The organism is Nocardia sp. NPDC005746 (genome assembly GCF_040630785.1).
In the GTDB taxonomy this organism is placed as follows: domain Bacteria; phylum Actinomycetota; class Actinomycetes; order Mycobacteriales; family Mycobacteriaceae; genus Nocardia.
In genome coordinates this window covers 15,551-36,447 of the sequence record NZ_JBEXYE010000030.1, presented here as the reverse complement: position 1 = coordinate 36,447, position 20,897 = coordinate 15,551, and the positions used below count along the sequence as shown (strand labels likewise).

The window sequence follows — 20,897 nt, the reverse complement described above, 5'->3', positions numbered from 1 at the left end:
CACCACCGCCGGGTGCGAAGTTCGCGTCCGGCCGGTGGGCTCCGCGTACCCCGTGTGATTCTGTGTGGCATCCGAACACGGAGTAGGGGAAGTCGAGGGGGAGTGGTGGTGGAGACGGAGAGCGGATTTCTGCTGCCCGCACCGGGATTCGAGCCGCCGTTGCCATCGTCGCGGCGGCCGGGCGGTGGGGCGCCGGGATGCCGGCCGCGGGTGGGCTCCGAATCAGCGGTCCGGGCTTCGCGCCCGGCCGGCCTGCAGCGGGTTTTGCGGTCTTCGCACCCTGCGAATTCCGGGCGGAGTGACGAACGCAACACCGGCGCAGGGCAATTCGCCCGAATCGCCCTGCGATCGGCGCTCGAGGTGTTGGATGGTCGGCGGCCGCCGGGGCAGTTGGCCCCGCTCGCGGAGCCCGCGGTCGTGGCCGCGGTGCGCACCCTCGCGGGCGGGCGCGGACTACCGGGGCGCGAGCTCGGCACCGCCACCCTCACCAGGGTCGATGTGATCATGACCGGGACCGCCGGGGGTGAGGTTTGCGCGGCCTACGATCGGGGCGGCCGGCATTTCGCGCTCGCGGCACGCATTGTCCGCGGTCGTTCCGGGTGGCGCTTGGCCGCATTCCGGGTGTGCTGAAGACCGGAGGGTCTCAGCGGTAATAGCTGAATTGTCTGGTGGCGCCGAATTCGATTCGCGCCTGGTTTGAATCCTGCATCCCGCGGGATTAGCATTTCGGCGAATAGCGGCACCTACACGTGGAAGGGCAGTCCATGGCGAAGAAAGTCACAGTAACTCTGGTTGACGACTACGATGGCGAATCGAAGGCCGACGAGACCGTCTTTTTCTCGATCGACGGCAACGACTTCGAGATCGATCTGTCGAACAAGAACGCCGGTAAGCTGCGGGAAGCCTTGGAACCGTGGTCGGAGAAGGCCCGCAAGGTGGGTCGTTCCAAGCGCAAGGTGGCCGCCGGCGGCCGTACCCGTCCGGCCGTGGACCGCGAGGAGAGCACCGCGATCCGGGAATGGGCGCGGGCGCAGGGTCATCAGGTTTCCTCGCGCGGTCGTATCCCGGCCGAGATCGTCGAGGCTTACCAGCGCGCCAAGAATTAGCCAGCGCAAATCCGAGCGCGGGAAATTCGGCGGGGTGCCGGGGCCGGTTGGCGGCGGCTACTGACATATCGGGCCAAAACTGACAAATCAGGCCATTAGCTCTCCTGGATTTCTCGCGACAATCGGCACGGTCGCTATGTGCGGCGACCGCACGGCCACCACCCCGGTCGAAAGTGAACAACGGGTGTCGGGGAGAATGCTTCCGAACAGAAGCAACCTGAGTTCTAGGGGTGATCGTTGTGGGCGAGACAGGTATCGAGCCCGAAAGCACCGGCCTGTACGTCGATCGGGACGGTGACATGTGGGAAAAGCGCGATGACGGCTGGCATCTGATGCTGCAGCGCGGGGTGGCGGTGGACCCGGCCTCGTTCTGGGACTGGACCGAGGGCCACGTCCGCGACTACGCCCCGTTCCTCCAGGTTCTCGCTGCCCGTTGAGGGCTCTCCTCGCACGCTAGCCCGGCGCCAAGGCGCCGCTGAGATGGTCGTAGGCCACCTGCGCGTGCAATCGCACCCCGGTGACGAGCGTGTCGTCGTCGGCGTAGAAGTGCGGATTGTGGTTCATGTAGAGCCCGCGTCCCCCGGGCGCCGGGACTGGCAGGCCTGTCTCGTCGAGCTGGGCGTCCTGCACGCCGAGCGTCACGTAGAGCCCGCCGTACCTGTTCACGAACTCGGAGACGTCGTCGTACCCGAGCGTGGGCCCGGTCGCCACCACCCGGTCGTCCCCGGCCACCCGCCGGAAGGTGGGCAGCGCCGCATCCATCCAGGCCTGCTCGTTGTGCACCGCGGGCACGTCCTGGAGGAACTCCACCGCGGCCGAACAGTTGTACGCCGCAGCGCTGTTGGTGGCCAGCGTGCGCAGCCGCGTCCGCACCTCGGCCATGTCCCGCTCGACGGTGCAGCGGATGGTGCCCCACAGGGTGACGGTCTGGCCGATGATGTTGAACCGCCCGACGTCCTCGATGTGCCCGATGCTGACGGTGATCGGGTCGAAGGCGCTGACCTGCCGGTAGAGCTGCCCGACACCGGTCAGGATCGCCCCAGCCGCGGGCATGGGATCGATGCCCATCCACGGTGTGGACCCGTGCACCTGCTGTCCGGTGACGGTGATCTTCACCAGGCTGGACGCGCCGAACTGATTGCCCACGCGATACCCGATGTAGCCCTTGGGATATGGCGTGACATGGAAGCCGAACGCCATGGTCGGGGCCGGATCGTCGAGCGCGCCCGCGTCGAGCATCGCTCGCGCGCCGCCCTTTTCGTCGACCGGCGGGCCCTCCTCGGCGGGCTGGAACACGAAAAGCACGGTGCCGGGCAGTTGTTCGCGGAGCCCGGACAGGACGGTGGCCGCGCCCATGAGCATGGCCGTATGACAGTCGTGGCCGCAGGCGTGTGACACCGGGAACGGGCCGCCGGGGTAGTCCTGATCGACCGCGTGCGAGGCGAACGGCACTCCGCACAGATCGGGCACCGGCAGCGCGTCGATGTCCGCGCGCAGCGCCACCACCCGGTCCCCGGGCAACCCGCCGCGCAGCACCCCGACCACGCCGTGTCCGGCGATGTCGGTGCGAATGTCGTCCAGGCCCAGTGACTTCAGATGGGTGGTGATCAGCGCCGCGGTCCCGGTCTCGCGATTGGACAGTTCCGGGTGCTCGTGGAGGTGTTGCCGCCATCGCACCACCTGCGCGGCCACCGCGGCCGCGCGCGTATCGAGATCTCCGTAGAGGTCGCTCATCGGGGCCGAGGCTACTACTGTGGTCACCGAGTTCGCCATCCGTTAGCTGACGCGTCGGCAGGCTCGTTGTCATACCGAGCCCTACCGGGTCTGCCGGGGCGTCACCCGAAGCCGCGAGGTGACCGCATGACGCAGGGCTGGCCCAGTTCGATGGATTCCTTCGACGATATCTTCGACCGCTTCTTCGGATCCGGAATGTCGCGCCGGCCACCGGTGCAGCGCATCGACCTGACCCGATTGCTGAGCGAGAGCGCCAAACAGGTCGTCGACACCGCGCGCCAGGCCGCCCACGACTGGGGCAGTACCGAGATCACCCCCGAGCATCTGCTCTACGCGGCGGCGGCCATCGAGCCGGCGCGCAGCATCATCGCCGAGATCGGTCGCGACCCCGAACAGTTGCGCGAGCACATGCGCACCGCGGCGGGCGGCGACGTCGGCGCGCACGGCGACGACCACGCCCTGGCCCTGAGCCCGGCCGCCAAGCTGGCCCTGCGCAATTCGCAGCGCAGCGCCGCCGAGGCGGGCAGCAGCTACATCGGGCCCGAGCACATCCTGCTGGGCATCGCGGGCCTGCACGACAGCGCGGCCGCCCAGGCGCTGGCGGGCGCGAAGATGCCCGCGGCCACCGGGGGGCCGGCGGCCAAGGAGCCCTCCGACACCCCGACGCTGGACGAGTACGGCCGCGACCTCACCGCGGAGGCCCGCGCGGGCCAGGTCGACCCGGTGGTCGGCCGGGCCGAGGAGATCGAGCAGACCGTCGAGATCCTGTCGCGGCGGCGTAAGAACAATCCGGTGCTGATCGGTGATCCGGGCGTCGGCAAGACCGCCATCGTGGAGGGCCTGGCCCAGCGCATCGTCAACGGCGACGTGCCCGCCACGCTGGCCGACCGCCGCGTGGTCGCCCTCGACGTGAGTTCCATGGTGGCGGGCAGCAAATACCGCGGCGAATTCGAGGAACGGCTCACCAAGGTGCTCGACGAGGTGCGCGCGCACTCCGACGAATTGGTGGTGTTCATCGACGAACTGCACACCATCGTGGGGGCGGGCGGTGGTGGCGAGGGCTCCATGGACGCGGGCAATATGCTCAAGCCCGCCCTGGCCCGCGGCGAATTGCACGCCATCGGCGCGACCACCATCGACGAGTACCGCAAATACATCGAGAAGGACGCGGCGCTGGAACGCCGTTTCCAGCCGGTCATGGTGTCCGAGCCGTCGGTGGCCGACACCATCGAGATCCTGCGCGGTCTGGCCGACGTGTACGAGGAGCACCACCAGGTCCGCTATCTGGACGAGGCGCTGATCGCGGCGGCCGAACTGTCCGACCGCTACTTGACCGATCGGTTCATGCCGGACAAGGCGATCGACCTGATCGACCAGGCGGGCGCTCGCGTCCGATTACGCACGCGCACACCGGATCCCAAGGTGCGCGAGCTGGAAGATCAACTGGCGCACCTGAATCGGGAGAAGGACGCTGCGGTCAAGGGCGAGGACTACGAGAAGGCCAACAAGATCAAGGCCGAGATCACGAAGCTGGAGCGGAAGACCGCCGACGAGGTGGACCGCACCGAGATCCCGACGGTCACCATCACCGATATCGCCGAGGTGATCTCGCGCCGCACCGGCATCCCGGTCGCCGACCTGACCACCGAGGAACGCGCGAAACTGCTGAAGCTGGAACAGGATCTGCACCAGCGGGTGATCGGCCAGGAGGAGGCCATCGTCGCGGTGGCCGAGGCGGTGCGGCGCGCCCGCGCCGGACTCAAGGACCCCAACCGGCCGATCGGCTCGTTCCTGTTCCTGGGCCCCACCGGCGTCGGCAAGACCGAGCTCGCGAAAGCCCTGGCGGCCGCGGTGTTCGGCGACGAGGACCGGCTCATCCGCTTCGACATGAGCGAGTTCCAGGAGAAGCACACGGTGGCCCGGCTGGTCGGCGCCCCGCCCGGATACGTCGGCTACGACGACGCCGCCCAGCTCACCGACAAGGTCCGCCGCCAGCCCTATTCGGTGATCCTGTTCGACGAGGTCGAGAAGGCGCACCCGGATGTGTTCAATGTGCTGCTGCAGTTGCTCGACGACGGCCGGGTCACCGATTCCAAGGGCCGCACCGTCGATTTCAAGAACACCATCGTCATCCTGACCAGCAATATCGGGTCCGATCTCATCCTGTCCGCCAAGGACGGCGACCTGGATTCGATCAAGCCGCAGCTGGAGGAGCGACTACGCAAGCAGTTCCGTCCGGAGTTCCTCAACCGGCTCGACGAGACGATCATCTTCCACCGCCTCGACAAGGAGCAGCTGCGCACCATCGTCGGCCTGGTGCTGGACGGCACCCGTCGCCGGCTGCACGCCCAGGACATCGCCCTGGACGTGTCCGACAAGGCCATGGATTGGCTGGCGGACAACGGGTATCAGCCCGAGTTCGGCGCCCGCCCGCTGCGCCGCACGGTGCAGAAGGAGCTGGACAACGCCCTGGCCAAGAAGCTGTTGGAAGGCTCACTGGCGCCCGGCGACACCGTGCGCATCGACGCCGACGACAACGGTTTGCTGATCGAGGCGCTGCACCACAGCGGCGGTAAGAAAACCGATGCCAAGGTCTCCGAGCAATCGATCATGACCGTCGGCAAGAGCGGCAAGAAGGGCGCCGACGGCAAGCCCGACGGTCACGGCAAGAACGGCGTGAAGCCGCCGCGCGGGAAGTCGGGGGCGGCCAAGAGCTGACCTCGGGGGCTTGCGCGTCCGACGTGAACCTGGGTTAACTTTCAGGTATGGAGAACGATCGCGACGCCGCGCCGTTGCCCCTCGGCGACCTGTTCGCCGAGGGGCCCTTCCCGCCGCATCACCCCGGCTGCTTCGGCTGCGGCCCGGCCAATCCGGCCTCCCCCGCCATGACCTTCGAACGCCACGGTGACCTGGTCCGTAGCACTTTCGTGCTGGACGAGCGGCATCAGGGCGCACCCGGTGTGGCGCACGGCGGCATCGTCTCCGCCGCCCTGGACGAGGCGTCCGGTTCGGTGCTGATGCCGCTGCAGCTGCCCGCCGTGACCGTGAAACTCGAGGTCGACTTCACGGTGCCCGTCCAGCTGCACCGAGAATTGACGGTCACCTCGAAGCTGGTCGGACGGGAAGGCCGCAAGCTGTTCATCCACACCGAGCTGACCGACGGCGACACCGTGGTCGCCACCGGCCGCGCGATCTTCGTCGAGGTGACCGCCGCCCACTTCCACCGCTTCGGTGCTACACCGGGTGAATTGTCCAGCGTCGGAGCCTGATTCGGGCTCGGGACTCAGCGCAGTCGGCGGATGTCGCCGCGTACCCGGTAGAACCCGCCGCGCGCCGACTCGGTGACCGCGTCGACCACGTACCGCGCGCCCGCCTCGCGAATCTCCCTGGGGAACTGCACATTCCAGCCGCGCTGGTACCCGGCCGAGACCACGTGCACGCGCAGGTTGCCGTTCTCCTGGACGCATTCGACCACGATGCCGTCCCCGGCGTCCGCGATCACCTCCACCGTGGCGCTGGGCATCACGGCCGAGATCTCCGGGGCCTTGATCGACAGCGTCTGCGGCAGCACGCCCTGCTCGGCGTCGCGGATGGCGGCTTCGCTGACATCCAGGCAGGCCAGGGTGCCGTTGGTGGTGACCAGGTAGAGCTTCTCGTCGTGGTACTGCATGGAGTACGCCGAGCCGCAGCCGGTGGCCAGCTTCCACAGGCGGTTGCCCGCGGCGTCGAAGCAGTACACCGACGAGTAGTTGTCGCCCGCGAACACGAAGCGCCCGTCGGGTGAGGTGGCGCAGGAGAAGACGGCCGCGTCGCACTGGTAGGTGCGTTCGGCCTGTCCGTCCTTGGCCACCATGCGCACCTGCCTGGTGCCGGTGCCCGCGTACACGGCGTCGTTCTCCTGCCAGCCGAACAGCACCGCGCCGCCGGTGCCGACCTGCCAGCGGGTGTCACCGGTGGCCAGGTCGTAGGTGGTGACGCCGTTCGAATGCCCGTGGTAAACACCGGATTCGTCGATGCGCACCATCCAGCCGGAGTCGCCGGTGCTGCGCCGCGTCCACAGCGATTCCTCCTCGTGGTCGATGACGGTGAGCCCGCCCTGCCGGTCGGAGACGCCGAGGATGCCGTCGTGGATGTCGAGCCAATAGATGTCGACATTCGCGGCGATGTCGTAGGCCGCGCGCGGCACCTTGCCGGTCAGGTCGTAGACGCGGCCGTCGTCGCAGCCCGCGTAGATCCAGAAATCGTCGGCGACAATGCACTTCACCGCGTCGGGCAGCCGGAACCGGCCGGTCACCGTGCCGTCGGGGGTGAGGGTGAAGACATCGCCGTGCTCGTTGCCGACCCAGCAGCGCTCGTCGTCGACGAAGATGCCGAACGCCGCCGCGCCGGAGTCGAAGCTCCACAGCACCGGGGCCTTCTTGGCGGTGGAGCGCTGACTGACGATGGCGCGCCGGGTGACCGGCCGTGCCGCGCGGGCGCCCATCACCGCGGGCGCGTAACCCTTGCGCATCTTCTCGCCGACCTTCTTGGCCGCCGCCGCGCGCGCCTTCTCCACTGTCGGGAACGAACTCACCTGTCGTGCCCCGGCGTCGCCGATGCGCCCGTATCGGATCGTCACCTGCGTCCCGGTCACGACGACCTCGTAGAACTTGTGTGCCGTACCGCTGTCCTGGGACAGTTCCAGGTACGTGGTCTCCCCGCCGCTCATGCCTTGCTCCAAGATTCACGTTCAACTCGATGTGCGGCGAAAACTAACAAGGCCCACCGACATTCGGCATCTGCCGAGGTCGACGGCCCGTGGGAGAAGGGGAATGCGCTCCATCGCCGCGCGGGACTCCCCGCGCGGCGTCGGAACACTCGGCCCGTCGTCAGCCGACGGCGATCATGCGGGCCGCGTTGGCGGCCTCGTCGTCCTGCTTCTCGTTGGCGGCCAGCTCGGCGTGCACGCGGTCGAAGTAGCGGTTGATCTCGGCATTGGTGCGCTCGTCGTCCCAGCCCAGGTGCGGGGCGATGAGCCGGGCGATCTCGCGCGCCGCCCGCAGTCCGCGGTCGGGCACCTCGATCGAGATGCGGGTGCGGCGGGTGAGCAGGTCGTCCAGGTGCAGCGCGCCCTCGTGGGTGGCGGCGTAGACGGCTTCCGCGCCCAGGTAGTCCTCCGCGCCCGGAATCGGTTCGGCCAGTGTGGGAACCGCCGCGATGAGGTCGAAGATCTCGTCGGTCAGCGAGCCGTAGCGGCCCAGCAGGTGGGTGACGGTCTGCTCCGGCAGCCCGGCGGCCGCGGCCACCTCGGGCGCCCGGTCGAGCAGCTCCTGGTAGCCGACCGCGCCCAGGATGGGCAGGTTCGCGGTCACCGAGGGCGCGACATCGCTGCCCAGACGTTCGGCGGCGGCGTCCACCACGTCGGCGGCCATCACCCGGTAGGTGGTGTACTTGCCGCCCGCGATGACGAACAGGCCCGGGGCGGGCTCGGCCACCGCGTGTTCGCGTGAGAGCTTCGAGGTCTCCTTGGACGCGCCGGTCATGAGCGGCCGCAGGCCCGCGTAGGTGCCGACGATGTCGGCGCGGGTGAGCGGTTCGCGCAGCAGCGAATTGACGTGGTCGAGGATGTACTGGACATCCCCGGCGGTGGCGGTCGGGTGGTTCTTGTCCAGCGACCAATCGGTGTCGGTGGTGCCGATGATCCAGTGCTCGGCCCACGGGATGACGAACAGCACCGACTTCTCGGTCTTCATGGCGATGCCGGTGCCCAGGTCCAGCTTCTCGCGCGGCACCATGATGTGCACGCCCTTGGACATGCGCACATGGAACGGGAACTCCACGCCGGTCATCTTGATCATGTCGTCGGTCCACACGCCGGTCGCCGAGATCACGGTTCGGGCCCGGATGCTGTGCTCCAGACCGGTTTCCAGGTCCACGACCTTCGCGCCGGCGATCCGCTCGCCGTCGCGCAGCAGGCCGGTGACCTTGGTGCGGGTCAGCACGGTCGCGCCGTGCTGGGCCGCGGTGCGCGCGATCATCATGGTGTGGCGGGCGTCGTCGACCTGCGCGTCGTAGTAGCGGATGGCGCCGGTCATGGCGTCTTCCTTGAGTGCGGGCGCCAATTCCAGTGCGCGGGAACGGCTCAGGTGCTTGTGCATCGGCACCGAGCGCGCGCCGCCCATGGTGTCGTAGAGGGCGATGCCCGCGCCGATGTAGAAGCGCTCGTAGTGCTTCTGCAGCGGGAACAGGAACGACACCGGGTGGACCAGGTGCGGGGCCAGCTTGTTGAGCAGCAGGCCGCGTTCCTTCAAAGCCTCACGGACCAGGGCGAAGTCGTACTGCTCGAGGTAGCGCAGGCCGCCGTGGATGAGCTTGGACGACCGGCTCGAGGTGCCGGCCGCGAAGTCGCGCGCCTCGACCAGGGTGACGGACAGCCCGCGCGAGGCGGCGTCGAGGGCGGCGCCCGCTCCGGTCACTCCACCTCCGATCACGAGCACGTCGATTTCGGTGTCGCCGAGCGAATCAATCGCCCGGGCGCGGTAGGCGGGATCCAGTTGTGCGGACACGAAATGCTCCTTGCTATCGGTGTTTTCAGGCTTGTGATGGGTGCCGGTCACCGTTCAGTCCTCGTCGTCGAGGTCGACCCAGTCGAGGGTGCGGGACACCGCTTTGAGCCAGCGGGCGTAACCGCGCTGCCGCTGCTCCTCGGTCATGGCGGGTTGCCAGTTCCGGTCCTCGTGCCAGTTGGCGACGAGTTCGTCCGTGCTGCTCCAGAATCCGACCGCGAGCCCGGCCGCGTAGGCGGCGCCGAGCGCGGTGGTCTCGGAGACGACCGGCCGCGAGACCGGGACGCCGAGGAAGTCGGCCTGGATCTGCATGGCGAGTTCGTTGGCGGTGACGCCGCCGTCCACGCGCAGCGTGTCGAGGGTGACGCCGGAGTCCTGCTGCATGGCCTCGACCACATCGCGGGTCTGGTAGCAGATGGATTCCAGTGTGGCCCTGGCGATGTGGGCATTGTTGCTGTAGCGCGACAGGCCCACGATGACGCCGCGGGCATCGGCGCGCCAGTAGGGCGCGAACAGGCCGGAGAAGGCGGGCACGAAATAGACGCCGCCATTGTCGGAGACCTGCCGGGCCAGGGCCTCGACCCGCTCCGCGCCGGAGATGACGCCGAGCTGATCGCGCAGCCACTGCACGGCCGACCCGGTGACGGCGATCGAGCCCTCCAGCGCGTACACCGCCTTGTCGTCGCCGAACTGGTAGGCGACGGTGGTGAGCAGCCCGTGCTTGGAGCGCACGATCTCGGTGCCAGTGTTCAGCATGAGGAAATTGCCGGTGCCATAGGTGTTCTTGGCCTCACCCGGGCGGAAGCAGACCTGGCCGACGGTGGCGGCCTGCTGATCGCCGAGCACGCCCGTGATCGGGACCTCACCCTTGAACGGACCGCCGGCGAAGGTGACGCCGAAACCCTCCGGATTCGAGGAGGGCGCGATGCGCGGCAGCATGGCGCGCGGCACGCCGAACACCGCGAGCAATTCCTCGTCCCAGTCCAGGGTTTCGAGATCCATGAGCATGGTGCGCGAGGCGTTCGTGGGGTCGGTGATGTGCACACCGCCGTGGACGCCGCCGGTGAGGTTCCAGATGATCCAGGCGTCGGGGGTGCCGAAGAGGGCGTCACCGGCTTCCGCGTCCTCGCGTACGCCGGGAACGTTGTCGAGGATCCACTTCAGCTTGCCGCCGGAGAAGTACGGGGCGGGCGGCAGTCCGGCGCGTTCGCGGATCAGATCGCCCTTGCCCGCCTTCTCCACCTCGGCCACGATGCGGTCGGTGCGGGTGTCCTGCCAGACGATGGCGTTGTAGTAAGGGCGTCCGGTGTGGCGGTTCCACACGATGGTGGTCTCGCGCTGATTGGTGACGCCGACGGCGGCCAGGTCGTTCGCGGTCAGACCGGCGCCGGCCAGGGCGCTCTTGATGACGGTGCGGGCGCGCTCCCAGATCTCGTCGGGATTGTGTTCCACCCACCCGGCCTGCGGGAGAATCTGCTCATGTTCGAGCTGATGGCGGGCAACCACAGTGCCGCCGTGGTCGAACACCATGAAGCGCGTGGAGGTCGTGCCCTGATCGATGGCTCCGACATACTGCGTCATCGCGGTCCTTTCGGGAAGCTCGCCATTGAGTCCGATATCCCTGGGTCCCCGGGGGTGGCGGCGGGGGTCGAGAGGGTGGAACCGGCGCCTACCGGGTCCGATCACCACGCTACGAAGTGGAATATCGTCCGCACAGAGGAAGTGTTCGACAATGCCGAACGGTTAGCTGGTAGGTTACGAACATGCCGGGTCCGATTCAGTCGATCGAACGCGCCGCGGCCATGCTGCGGCTGCTGGCCCGCGGTTCCGGGCGGATGGCGGTCGGCGAGATCGCGGCGGCGCTCGGCCTGGCCAAGCCCACCGCGCACGGCATTCTCCGGACCCTGCAGGGCGTCGGATTCGTCGATCAGGACCCGGCCAGCGGCAAATACCTGCTGAGCCCGGCCTTGCAGGATCTCGGGGCCGGACATCTGGACGCCAACGAACTCCGCTCCCGCGCCATCAACCGGGCCGACGCCCTGGCCGCGCGCAGCGGCGAATCGGTGCGCATCGCCGCCCCCGTGGAGGGCGGCGTGGTGGTCGTCCACCACGTCTTCCGCCCCGACAACACCAAACAGGAACTCGCGGTCGGCGAGGAACTGCCGCCGCACGCGACCGCGCTGGGCAAGGTGCTGCTGGCCTACGACGGCGACCTCGCCGACGGGATGCGCGACGGCGCGCTGCCCGCCCTCACCCATCGCACCATCACCGATGCGGCGGCGTTGCGGCGGACGATCGCCGAGGTCCGGCGCGCCGGATGGGCGGGCGATATCGGCGAATACCGTTCCGGCGAGGCGAGTGTCGCCGCGCCGATTCGCTCCCGGGGTGGTTTGGTGGTCGGAGCCATCGGCATCACCGGGCCGATCGACCGGCTCTGCGACGGACAGCTGCGCATCCGGTCCGCACCGGTCACCCAGGTCGCCGACGCGGCGGCCGCGGTCTCCCGTGATCTCGGTGGCGCGCAATGACTTTCCCGGACAGGAGCGGTCACGCATGACGCAGCGGTTCGTGCTCGCCATCGACCAGGGCACCACCTCGACCCGGGCCATCCTCTTCGATCAGCGCGCCCGCCTGAGCGGCGTGGCGCAGCGCGAGCACCGCCAGTACTACCCGCGGCCGGGCTGGATGGAGCAGGACGCGGTGCAGATCTGGCGCAATGTGGAGCGCATCGTGCCCGCGGCCCTGCGGGATTCGGGCATCACCGCCGATCAGGTGGCGGCGGTGGGTATCGCGAATCAGCGTGAGACCACCGTGGTGTGGGACCGTGCCACCGGCGCGCCGGTCGCCCGCGCCATCGTGTGGCAGGACGTGCGCACCGAGGATCTGGTCGAGCGTATGCGGGAAACCCGTGGGGCGGAACGCATCCGGGAGCTCTGCGGTTTGCCGCTGGCCACCTACTTCGCCGCGCCCCGGCTGCGCTGGCTGCTCGACCGCACACCGGGCCTGCGGGATCGGGCCGAACGCGGCGAGGTGCTGTTCGGGACCATGGAGACCTGGCTGATCTGGAACCTCACCGGGGGACCGGACGGGGGAGTGCACGTCACCGACGTCACCAATGCCGGACGCACCCTGCTGATGAATCTGGCCACGCTGCAATGGGATCCGGAACTTCTGCGGTTCTTCGACATTCCGCGGGCCATGCTGCCGGCCATCCAGCCGTCCACCGGCGACTTCGGGACCGCTGCGAAGGTGCTGCCCGGCGTGCGCATCGCGGCGGCGCTCGGGGACCAGCACGCGGCGCTGTTCGGCCAGACGTGTTTCGCGCCGGGCGAGACCGAATGTACGTACGGCACTGGTGGATTCCTCTTGATGAACACCGGCAAGGAGCTGGTGCGGTCCGAACACGGGCTGCTCACCACCATCGGCTACCAGGTGGGCCCGGAGCCGGTGTACGCCCTGGAGGGCCCGATCGCGGTGACCGGCTCGCTGGTGCAGTGGCTGCGCGACAATATCGGCCTGATCGCGAGCGCTCCCGAGATCGAAACCCTCGCGGGCACAGTGGAAGACAATGGCGGCTGCTATCTGGTGCCCGCCTTCTCCGGCCTGTACGCGCCGCACTGGCGCAGCGACGCGCGCGGGCTGCTCATCGGGCTCACCTCGTACATCACCAAGGGCCACATAGCGCGGGCCGTGCTGGAGGCGACGGCGTGGCAGACCCGCGACGTGCTCGAGGCCATGAACGCCGATTCCGGGCTGCGGGCCGGATCGCTGCGGGTGGCCGGCGGCATGACCTCGGACAACCTGCTCATGCAGATCGTCGCCGACGTCCTCGACATCCCGGTGCTGCGCCCGATCGTGGCCGAGACGGTGTCGCTGGGCGCGGCCTACGCGGCGGGCCTGGCGGTCGGTTTCTGGCCGGATCTCGAGGGCCTGCGCCGCAATTGGCGCGTCGCGGCCCAATGGCTGCCGCGCATGGACCCCGCGCTGCGCGCCGAAGAATACGACAACTGGCGGCGGGCGGTGGAGCTTACCTTCGGTTGGCTGCGCCCCAAGAAGCCCTTGACCTAACGTGGCAGGTATGCGGCTCTACGTCGGTTGCGCAATGTGGACACACCCGGACTGGCAGGAGAAGCCGATACCCCCGGCCGAACGCCTGCGCAACTACTCCTCCTGGTGCAACGCGGTGGAGGGCAACACCACCTTCTACGCCGTCCCGCAGCGCCGCACCGTCCAATCCTGGGCCCGGCAAACCGATCCCGACTTCCGGTTCGTCATGAAGCTGCCCCGCACCATCACCCACGACCGCCGTCTCACCGGCGTGGACGACGAGATGTCGGGCTTCCTCGACGCCATCGAACCATTGGGCCGCCGCCTGCACGCGCTGTGGATCCAGCTGCCGGGCTCGTTCACCAACCTGACCGCGCTGGCCGACCTGCTCCAGGCCATCCCGTCCCACCACCGCTGCGCCGTGGAGGTGCGCCACCCGGCCTTCTTCGAGAACCCACGCGCCACAGCGCAACTCGAAGCGGTGTTGAACGCGGCCGGGGCCGAGTGGATACCCTTCGACACCACTGTGCTGTTCGCCGCGCCACCCACCAGCGCCGCCGAGTACGAGGCGTCGTCGAAGAAGCCGGCCAACCCCCGTCGCGCCCGCGCGCTCACCGAGTTCCCGATCGTCCGCTATCACGGCCGCGACGACACCGCCGCCACCGTGGCGGGCTGGCAGCCGTGGATCGACACCACCGTCGGCTGGCTGCGGGAAGGTCGTTCCCCCACGGTGTTCATCCACACGCCGGACAACGCGGCCTCCCGTGCCCTGGCCCGCCGCTTCCACGCCGAGGTGGCCGCGCGGGTGCCCGATCTGGAGCCCCTGCCGACCCCCGAACCCACCGATCCGATGACCCTGTTCTGACGAGCCGGCGGCACACGGTGGATGTCGTCCGGTCACCGTGCGCCGCCGGGGGGCTCAGCCGATCAGCAGGGGCGGGGTGCCGCTGCGCCGGGCCTCGCGGGCCAGGGCCTTGTCCCGCTGTTCCTCGAACCGGACCACGTCCTTCTGGAGCTTGTCCAGGTACATTCCGACCTCGTTGCGGCGGCGGTCGCCCTCGGGCCCGAAGTCATTGCGCTCGAAGATGTTCCACTTCTTGAGGTTGGGCAGCAGCACTTCCTCCAGGTGCTGGCGCAGATCGTAGATGCCGTGCTTGGCTATCAGCACGCCGTTGCGGCGGAAGTTGGGCATCCCCAGGCCGGGCATCTGGAAGCGGAGCACGACATTGGTGATGGCCTCCATGGCCTGGTCCGGTGAGAGGTCCAGGGCCGCGGCGCACATATTGCGGTAGAAGATCATGTGCAGGTTCTCGTCGGCGGCGATGCGCTGCAGCATGCGGTCCGCTATGGGGTCTTCGCACGCTTTGCCGGTATTGCGGTGCGACACGCGCGTCGCCAATTCCTGGAACGTCACATAGGCGACCGAATGCATGAATCCGGCGTCGACGGGCACGTAGTCGGTCCCGGCGTGTTTCTTGATCAGCTGGGCGGCGTTGTAGCCGCTCGTCATGTGCGTCATCCGCGCCTGCTCCAGCGCCACCGGATCCACGCCCCGGGTGACGACCAGATAGTCCCGGATCACGATGCCGTGCCGGTTCTCCTCGGCGGTCCAGCGGCCCACCCAGGTGCCCCACGGGCCGTCCTGAGAGAAGTTCTCGGCGATTTCCCGGTGATAGCTGGGCAGATTGTCCTCGGTGAGAAGATTGGTGATCATTGCCGCCTTGGCGACTTCGCTGAGTGCCGACTGCTCCGGCTGCCAGTCCGTGCCGTCCATAGCTGCGAAGTTGCGACCCTGGTCCCACGGGACGTAGTCGTGGGGGTGCCAGTCCTTGGCCATCGATAGATGGCGGTGCACGTTCTGCTCGGCAATCGGTTCCAGCTCGAGGAGCAGCTCCAACTGCGTGAGACTCCTGGTCACGATCGTATGCCCTCCCTTGAAATGGCTCGGCACTGCGGGAATGATGCTCGGGAGATCCGGCGATCGGCCGCCGCGTCGAGAGGGATCCGGGTGATTGAAAAAGGGATGCCCGCGTGTCGCTTAATGGGACTGGTCGGCTTCGCCTCGGATAATCTAGCTCAGTTCGCCGAATATTGTCCTCATCACCCCGCCGGAGTCTCTACAGCCGGGCCCGTTCGTCAGCTTCCACCTGCCCTTGACAGCCCACGCGGATCGATACCAGATTCGCCGAAGCATTGCTACGGAGAGTGTGAACATGCAGACGCCCAACCGCCGGAAATATCCCAGTGTCGTCGTCACTTCGCTGGCAGCGACCACCTCGATCGCGGGTGACGTCGACTCGACGTGGAAGGGGTTACTCAACGGCGAGAGCGGGATCGACGTTCTCGAGGACAGCTTCCTCGACGACTTCGGCCTCCCCGTCCGAATCGGCGGGCACCTCAAGGTGTTGCCCGCCGACCAGCTGTCCGAGGCGGAGGCCCGGCGCCTGTCCTACGTCGAGCAGATGGCGATGGTGCTGGCTCGGGAGGTCTGGGTCAACGCCGGATCCCCGCAGGTCGACCAGGATCGCCTCGCGGTCTCCATCGGCACCGGACTGGGCGGCGCGGAGATGCTCATCGCCACCCGCGACAAGCTGGTCAACGGCGGTTACCGGAAGGTGTTGCCGCACACCGTGCAAGCCGTCATGCCTAACGGCGCGGCCGCCTGTGTGGGTGTCGAACTGGGTGCGAGGGCCGGTGTGTCAACGCCTGTTTCGGCTTGTTCGTCCGGTTCGGAGGCGATCGCGAACGCCTGGCGCACGGTCGTCATGGGTGATGCCGACATGGTGGTCACCGGCGGCGTCGAAGGTTCCATCCAGGCGCTGCCCATCGCGGGGTTCTCCATGATGCGCGCCATGAGCACCCGCAACCACGACCCCAAGGGCGCCTCCCGCCCCTTCGACATGGAGCGCGACGGTTTCGTCTTCGGCGAGGCCGGGGCGCTCATGGTGATCGAGACCGAGGACCACGCCAAGGCGCGCGGGGCCACCATTCACGCCCGCATCATGGGCGCGGGCATCACCTCCGACGGGTTCCACCTGGTGGCCCCCGATCCGGAGGGCACCGGCGCGGCGCGCGCCATGAGCCGCGCCATGGAGTTCGCGGGCTTGGCCAAATCCGATGTCACGCACATCAATGCGCACGCCACCGCCACCCCGATCGGGGATACCGCGGAGGCCAACGCGATTCGGCAAGCGGTCGGCAATCATGCCGCGGTATACGCGCCCAAGTCCGCGCTCGGACATTCGATCGGCGCGGTCGGTGCGCTGGAGTCGGTCATCACCGTGCTCAGCGTGCGGGACGGAATCATCCCTCCCACACTGAATCTGGAGAACCAGGACCCGGAGATCGACCTCGACGTGGTGAAGGGCCAGGCCCGGCCGGGGCGCTACGACTACGCGCTCAACAACTCCTTCGGCTTCGGCGGGCACAACGTCGCCATCGCTTTCGGCAGGTACTGACCCTCTGCTAGAGTCCCGAAGCCCCCAGCTACATTCGGGCTTTCGTGTCGATCTTTGTTCGGTGTCACTGCGCGGTTCTGACGGACCGCGAGCTGAAAAAGGATAGGGAATGATCGGCGAGACCTTCGATGACTATCTGGACGAGCACGGCCACATCAAGATCCCTGACAACCAGACCATGGTCGACCTGGTCGACAAACATGCCGCGGCCAACGCGGACGAGCTCGCCTACCGCTATATCGACTATTCACGCGAACGCGACGGCGAGTACCACGACATCACGTGGAACCGCTTCGGCGTCCGGCTGCGTGCGGTAGCCGCCCGGCTGCAACAGGTCACGCAGCCGGGGGACCGCGTCGCCATCCTCGCGCCGCAGGGCCTGGACTACATCGTGGCCATGTACGCCTCGGTGTACGCCGGCAATATCGCGGTGCCGCTGTTCGATCCGGACGAGCAGGGCCACACCGACCGGCTCTACGCCGTGCTCGAGGACTGCAAGCCCACGGCCATCCTGACCGTCGGCTCTGCCGCGGCCGGAGTGCGCGAGATCTTCAAACACCTGCCCGCACCGCAACGTCCGCGCATCATCGCGGTCGAGGCCATCCCGGACGGGGTGGGGGAGAGCTGGGTGCGGCCGCACCTGAAGATGGACGACGTCGCCTACCTGCAGTACACCTCCGGATCGACCCGCATCCCGGCCGGTGTCGAGATCACCCACCGGGCGGTCGGCACCAACCTGCTGCAGATGATCGACGCCATCGGCATCACCGAGAAGGCGCGCGGCGTCACCTGGCTGCCGCTGTTCCACGACATGGGGCTGCTGACCGTCATCCTGCCCACCCTGGGCGGCAAGTACATCACCATCATGTCGCCCAGCGCCTTCGTGCGCCGGCCGCACCGCTGGATCAAGGAGCTGGCCGCCCAGGAGGACGGCGCCGAGATCTTCGCCGCCGCACCCAATTTCGCCTTCGAACACGCGGCGGCGCGCGGATTGCCCAAGCCCGGTGAGGAATTGGACCTGTCCAACGTCATCGGCCTGATCAATGGCAGCGAGCCGGTGTCGGTGACCTCCATGCGGAAGTTCAACGAGGCCTTCGCCCCCTACGGCCTGCCCAAGACCGCCATCAAGCCCTGCTACGGCATGGCCGAGGCCACCCTGTTCGTCTCCGCCACCAAGCGCGAGGACGAGGCCCGCACGGTCTGGGTGGACCGCACCAAGCTCAACGCCGGACGCATGGTCGAGGTCGACGAGCACGCGGACAACGCGGTGTCCCAGGTGTCCTGCGGGTATGTGGCGCTATCGCAGTGGGCGGCCATCGTGGATCCGGAGACGGGCGCGGAGAAGCCCGACGGCGAGGTCGGCGAGATCTGGCTGCACGGCGCCAATATCGGCCGCGGCTACTGGGGCCAACCCCAGGAGAGCGAGGCCACCTTCCACAACCGGATCGTCGCCCGGCAGCCCGAGAGCCACGCCGAAGGCACCGAGCCGGAGGCGAACTGGATGCGCACCGGCGATTTCGGCGCGTACTGCGACGGTGAACTCTTCATCACCGGCCGCCTCAAGGACCTGGTCATCGTGGACGGGCGCAATCACTACCCGCAGGATCTGGAGTACTCCGCCCAGGAATCCAGCACCGCGCTGCGGCCCGGCTTCGTGGCCGCCTTCTCGGTCGCCGGCGACCAGCTGCCCGACCAGGTGGTCACGGTCAATGGCTCGGAACCGGCCACCGGCGCCGAGCAACTGGTCATCGTGGCCGAACGCGGAACCGGCGCGGCCAAACTCGATCCGGAGCCGATCACCGAGACCGTCCGGGCGGCCATCGCCAAGCGGCACGGCGTGACCGTCCGAGACCTGCTGCTGGTGCCCGCGGGGTCCATTCCCCGCACCTCCAGCGGCAAGATCGCGCGCCGCGCGTGCAAGGCGGCCTATCTGGAGGGCACCCTCCGGGGCGGCCATCGCCAGCAGGCCTTCCCCGACCACGTGGACTGACTCCGGCGCGTATCGCCGAGGGGCACACCGGTGGTGGTGTGCCCCACGGCGTTTCCGGGGTTCAGGTGTCGAGCCGGACCGCGGTCGCGGGCTCGGCTGGGCGGGCCGCGTGTTCGGCCAGGGTGCGGGCGGCGGTGTTGAGGCGGGCGCGGGCCTCGGCGTCGGCGACGAATCCGTCCGGTCCGACGGCGCTCTGCAGAACCGTGATCCGGCCGCAGGCCGCTTCGACCAGTTCGGCCCCGACATAACCGAGCACCGTGCGCAGCGTCGCCACCGCCGCGTCGCCGCGGCCCTCGTAGGCGACGTTCACGTAGGCGACCGGCTTGTCGCTGAGATCGGCATTGCCGACCGTCCACTCCAGCAGGTTCTTCAGGCTGCCGGGGATCATGCCCGCGTATTCGGGGGTGCAGAACAGCACCGCGTCGACCTCGGCGAGCCGGCGGTGCAGGGCCTCGACCACGGGCGGCTCGGGATCGGCGCCGGGCACGAAAGCGGGCAGGTCGAGCAGGCCCTCGTATCGGTCGGCCACGAAATCGGACCCGGCATCGGCGGCGACGGTGCGCAGCGCGGCGGTATTGGTCGAGGCCTCACGGGTGCTGCCGGAGACCAGCAGGATGCGCGGAATGGTCACAGCTTCGGCAACCCGCGGCGGGGCCGGAGTATTTCGGGTGATCTGGACGGTTGTCTCGTATGCGCCGTCCCACCGACTGGGAGTTGTTGTGACAAGAGGTGTCGTCATCTCGCATAGTGGGTATGGTTTCGATCAGCCGGACTGTCCGGGACAGCTGATGCCCCTTGGATCCGGTTGTGCGACAACTGCATAACGCGAGTTAGTGCAAGAAGGGCAGGCAACGATGACTGCGAACGCCAACCGCCTCGATGAGGCGGCGGTCGGTGCGTTCGGACCCGGCAGACTGCTGGCCGCCGAACCGATGACGGCGAGAATGCTGCCCGGACTGAAACTGCCCGCGCACGCCTGGCGCATCAGCTACACCTCGACCACCGCCACCGGAGCTCCGACGCAGGTCAGCGGCACCGTCCTGGTTCCGAACACGCCGTGGCGCGGCCCCGGCCCCCGTCCGCTCGTCGGCTACGCGGTCGGCACCCAGGGGCTGGCGAGCACGGTCGCCGCCGCCTCCTGGCAGTTGCGTTTCGGCGTCGAATACGAGTCGGTCTTCCTGCGTGTCGCCCTGAATCGCGGCTGGGCGCTGGCCGTCACCGACTATCCCGGGCTCGGCAATCCCGGTCTGCATCCGTATGTCATGGGCCGTGCCCTCGGCCCCGCCGTGCTGGACAGCATTCGCGCCGCGCGGCACGTGATCGGAGCGGAGCTGGATCCTGACGGTCCGGTCGGCATCTACGGCTACTCCGAGGGCGGCAACGCCGCGGGCTGGGCCCTGCAGTTGGCGCCCACCTACGCCCCCGAGCTGCGGATCGCGGGCGGGGCGGTCGGCTCGGCCCCCGCCGACATGCTCGACATGGTGAAGTTCCTCGACGGCACCCCCGCCGCGTTCCTCCTCTTCTACGGCGTCCTCGGCATCGAGGCCGCCTACCCGGAGCTGAACGTCCTGCGGCACCTCAACACCCAGGGCCGCGCCCTGGCCGCGCTGTTCCGCCGCACCCACATCGCCGCCGCCGGCCTGCTCGGCGTCGGCGCGGGCCTGCTGGTCCCGACCCGCGTCTCCACCTACTGCCACCGCCTGCCCTTCGAGGTGCCCGAGGTGAAGGCCCGGCTGCTGGAGAACCGGCTCGGCGGGATCGTGCCCGCCGCACCGGTTCTGGTCGCGGGCGGCACCGCCGAGCAGGTCATCCCGTATCCGCAGGCCGTGCGGCTGGCGGAGGACTGGACGGCCCTGGGCGCGGACGTCACCATGCGAACCCTGAAGGGCCGTGAGCACATCGGCGGCGCGATGGCCTTCGCCGGACCGGCCATGCGCTTCCTGTCCGAGCGGCTCGCCGAAGACGCCGCCGCCCCCGCTCTGCAACGCGGCGCGTAATCCTCGACACGCGAAGGGCC

Annotated in this window: 17 protein-coding genes; 11 read left to right on the top strand and 6 right to left on the bottom strand. The window is 68.5% G+C overall.

The window, feature by feature from the left end:
- Positions 1–12 precede the first annotated feature (12 nt).
- The 3 genes from ABZ412_RS33715 (at position 13) to ABZ412_RS33705 (ending at position 1,543) form a co-directional block, all read left to right on the top strand.
- Positions 13–630 (top strand): Rv3235 family protein, encoded by a 618-nt coding sequence (locus ABZ412_RS33715; RefSeq protein ID WP_357288666.1) that lies wholly within the window; start codon positions 13–15, stop codon positions 628–630.
- A gap of 134 nt (positions 631–764) precedes the next feature.
- Positions 765–1,106 carry an Lsr2 family protein gene (locus tag ABZ412_RS33710; protein ID WP_213561466.1) on the top strand — a complete coding sequence of 114 codons (342 nt, stop codon included), beginning with the start codon at positions 765–767 and terminating at the stop codon, positions 1,104–1,106.
- Between the two features lie 239 nt (positions 1,107–1,345).
- Positions 1,346–1,543, top strand: coding sequence for a hypothetical protein (locus tag ABZ412_RS33705; protein WP_357288663.1), 198 nt, complete (start codon positions 1,346–1,348; stop codon positions 1,541–1,543).
- A 16-nt stretch (positions 1,544–1,559) separates the two neighbouring features.
- Here ABZ412_RS33705 and ABZ412_RS33700 read toward each other — a convergent pair whose 3' ends face one another.
- Positions 1,560–2,840 (bottom strand): amidohydrolase, encoded by a 1,281-nt coding sequence (locus ABZ412_RS33700; protein WP_357288660.1) that lies wholly within the window; start codon positions 2,838–2,840, stop codon positions 1,560–1,562.
- Between the two features lie 126 nt (positions 2,841–2,966).
- On the opposite strand from ABZ412_RS33700, the gene ABZ412_RS33695 reads away from it, so the two are divergent.
- Together ABZ412_RS33695 and ABZ412_RS33690 are read left to right on the top strand one after the other, a co-directional pair.
- The gene (locus ABZ412_RS33695; RefSeq protein WP_357288657.1) at positions 2,967–5,558 is read left to right on the top strand and encodes an ATP-dependent Clp protease ATP-binding subunit; all 2,592 of its coding nucleotides are present in this window, start codon (positions 2,967–2,969) and stop codon (positions 5,556–5,558) included.
- Positions 5,559–5,605: 47 nt separating this feature from the next.
- Positions 5,606–6,109 carry a PaaI family thioesterase gene (locus ABZ412_RS33690; protein ID WP_357288654.1) on the top strand — a complete coding sequence of 168 codons (504 nt, stop codon included), beginning with the start codon at positions 5,606–5,608 and terminating at the stop codon, positions 6,107–6,109.
- Between the two features lie 14 nt (positions 6,110–6,123).
- On the opposite strand, the gene ABZ412_RS33685 is transcribed toward ABZ412_RS33690, so the two are convergent.
- The 3 genes from ABZ412_RS33685 to glpK (ABZ412_RS33675) all read right to left on the bottom strand — a co-directional run bounded on the left by ABZ412_RS33685 (position 6,124) and on the right by glpK (ABZ412_RS33675) (position 10,966).
- On the bottom strand, positions 6,124–7,548 hold the full coding sequence (locus ABZ412_RS33685; RefSeq protein WP_357288651.1) for a WGR domain-containing protein: 1,425 nt from the start codon (positions 7,546–7,548) through the stop codon (positions 6,124–6,126).
- A 160-nt stretch (positions 7,549–7,708) separates the two neighbouring features.
- The gene (gene glpD, locus ABZ412_RS33680; protein ID WP_357288647.1) at positions 7,709–9,385 is read right to left on the bottom strand and encodes a glycerol-3-phosphate dehydrogenase; all 1,677 of its coding nucleotides are present in this window, start codon (positions 9,383–9,385) and stop codon (positions 7,709–7,711) included.
- A 54-nt stretch (positions 9,386–9,439) separates the two neighbouring features.
- Positions 9,440–10,966 carry a glycerol kinase GlpK gene (glpK, locus tag ABZ412_RS33675; protein WP_357288644.1) on the bottom strand — a complete coding sequence of 509 codons (1,527 nt, stop codon included), beginning with the start codon at positions 10,964–10,966 and terminating at the stop codon, positions 9,440–9,442.
- 182 nt (positions 10,967–11,148) lie between these two features.
- Here glpK (ABZ412_RS33675) and ABZ412_RS33670 point away from each other — a divergent pair, with 182 nt between their 5' ends.
- From ABZ412_RS33670 to ABZ412_RS33660, 3 genes are read left to right on the top strand one after another with little or no spacing between them, the layout of a single operon-like run.
- Positions 11,149–11,913 carry an IclR family transcriptional regulator gene (locus tag ABZ412_RS33670; protein ID WP_357288641.1) on the top strand — a complete coding sequence of 255 codons (765 nt, stop codon included), beginning with the start codon at positions 11,149–11,151 and terminating at the stop codon, positions 11,911–11,913.
- A 25-nt stretch (positions 11,914–11,938) separates the two neighbouring features.
- Positions 11,939–13,453: a glycerol kinase GlpK gene (gene glpK / locus ABZ412_RS33665; protein WP_357288638.1), complete on the top strand. Its 1,515-nt coding sequence runs from the start codon at positions 11,939–11,941 to the stop codon at positions 13,451–13,453.
- Positions 13,454–13,463: 10 nt separating this feature from the next.
- On the top strand, positions 13,464–14,297 hold the full coding sequence (locus tag ABZ412_RS33660) for a DUF72 domain-containing protein (protein WP_357288635.1): 834 nt from the start codon (positions 13,464–13,466) through the stop codon (positions 14,295–14,297).
- A 54-nt stretch (positions 14,298–14,351) separates the two neighbouring features.
- Here ABZ412_RS33660 and ABZ412_RS33655 read toward each other — a convergent pair whose 3' ends face one another.
- Complete coding sequence (locus ABZ412_RS33655; RefSeq protein WP_357288633.1) at positions 14,352–15,350, bottom strand: acyl-ACP desaturase; 999 nt, start codon at positions 15,348–15,350, stop codon at positions 14,352–14,354.
- 295 nt (positions 15,351–15,645) lie between these two features.
- Here ABZ412_RS33655 and ABZ412_RS33650 point away from each other — a divergent pair, with 295 nt between their 5' ends.
- Positions 15,646–16,890 carry a KasA/KasB family beta-ketoacyl-ACP synthase gene (locus tag ABZ412_RS33650; protein WP_357288630.1) on the top strand — a complete coding sequence of 415 codons (1,245 nt, stop codon included), beginning with the start codon at positions 15,646–15,648 and terminating at the stop codon, positions 16,888–16,890.
- A 112-nt stretch (positions 16,891–17,002) separates the two neighbouring features.
- Positions 17,003–18,880: a long-chain-fatty-acid--AMP ligase FadD32 gene (gene fadD32 / locus ABZ412_RS33645; RefSeq protein WP_357288714.1), complete on the top strand. Its 1,878-nt coding sequence runs from the start codon at positions 17,003–17,005 to the stop codon at positions 18,878–18,880.
- Between the two features lie 61 nt (positions 18,881–18,941).
- Here the strand turns inward: fadD32 and ABZ412_RS33640 are convergent, their stop codons facing one another.
- Positions 18,942–19,511 carry an NADPH-dependent FMN reductase gene (locus ABZ412_RS33640; RefSeq protein WP_357288627.1) on the bottom strand — a complete coding sequence of 190 codons (570 nt, stop codon included), beginning with the start codon at positions 19,509–19,511 and terminating at the stop codon, positions 18,942–18,944.
- Between the two features lie 223 nt (positions 19,512–19,734).
- Here ABZ412_RS33640 and ABZ412_RS33635 point away from each other — a divergent pair, with 223 nt between their 5' ends.
- Positions 19,735–20,877 (top strand): lipase family protein, encoded by a 1,143-nt coding sequence (locus tag ABZ412_RS33635; RefSeq protein ID WP_357288624.1) that lies wholly within the window; start codon positions 19,735–19,737, stop codon positions 20,875–20,877.
- Positions 20,878–20,897: the final 20 nt, after the last annotated feature.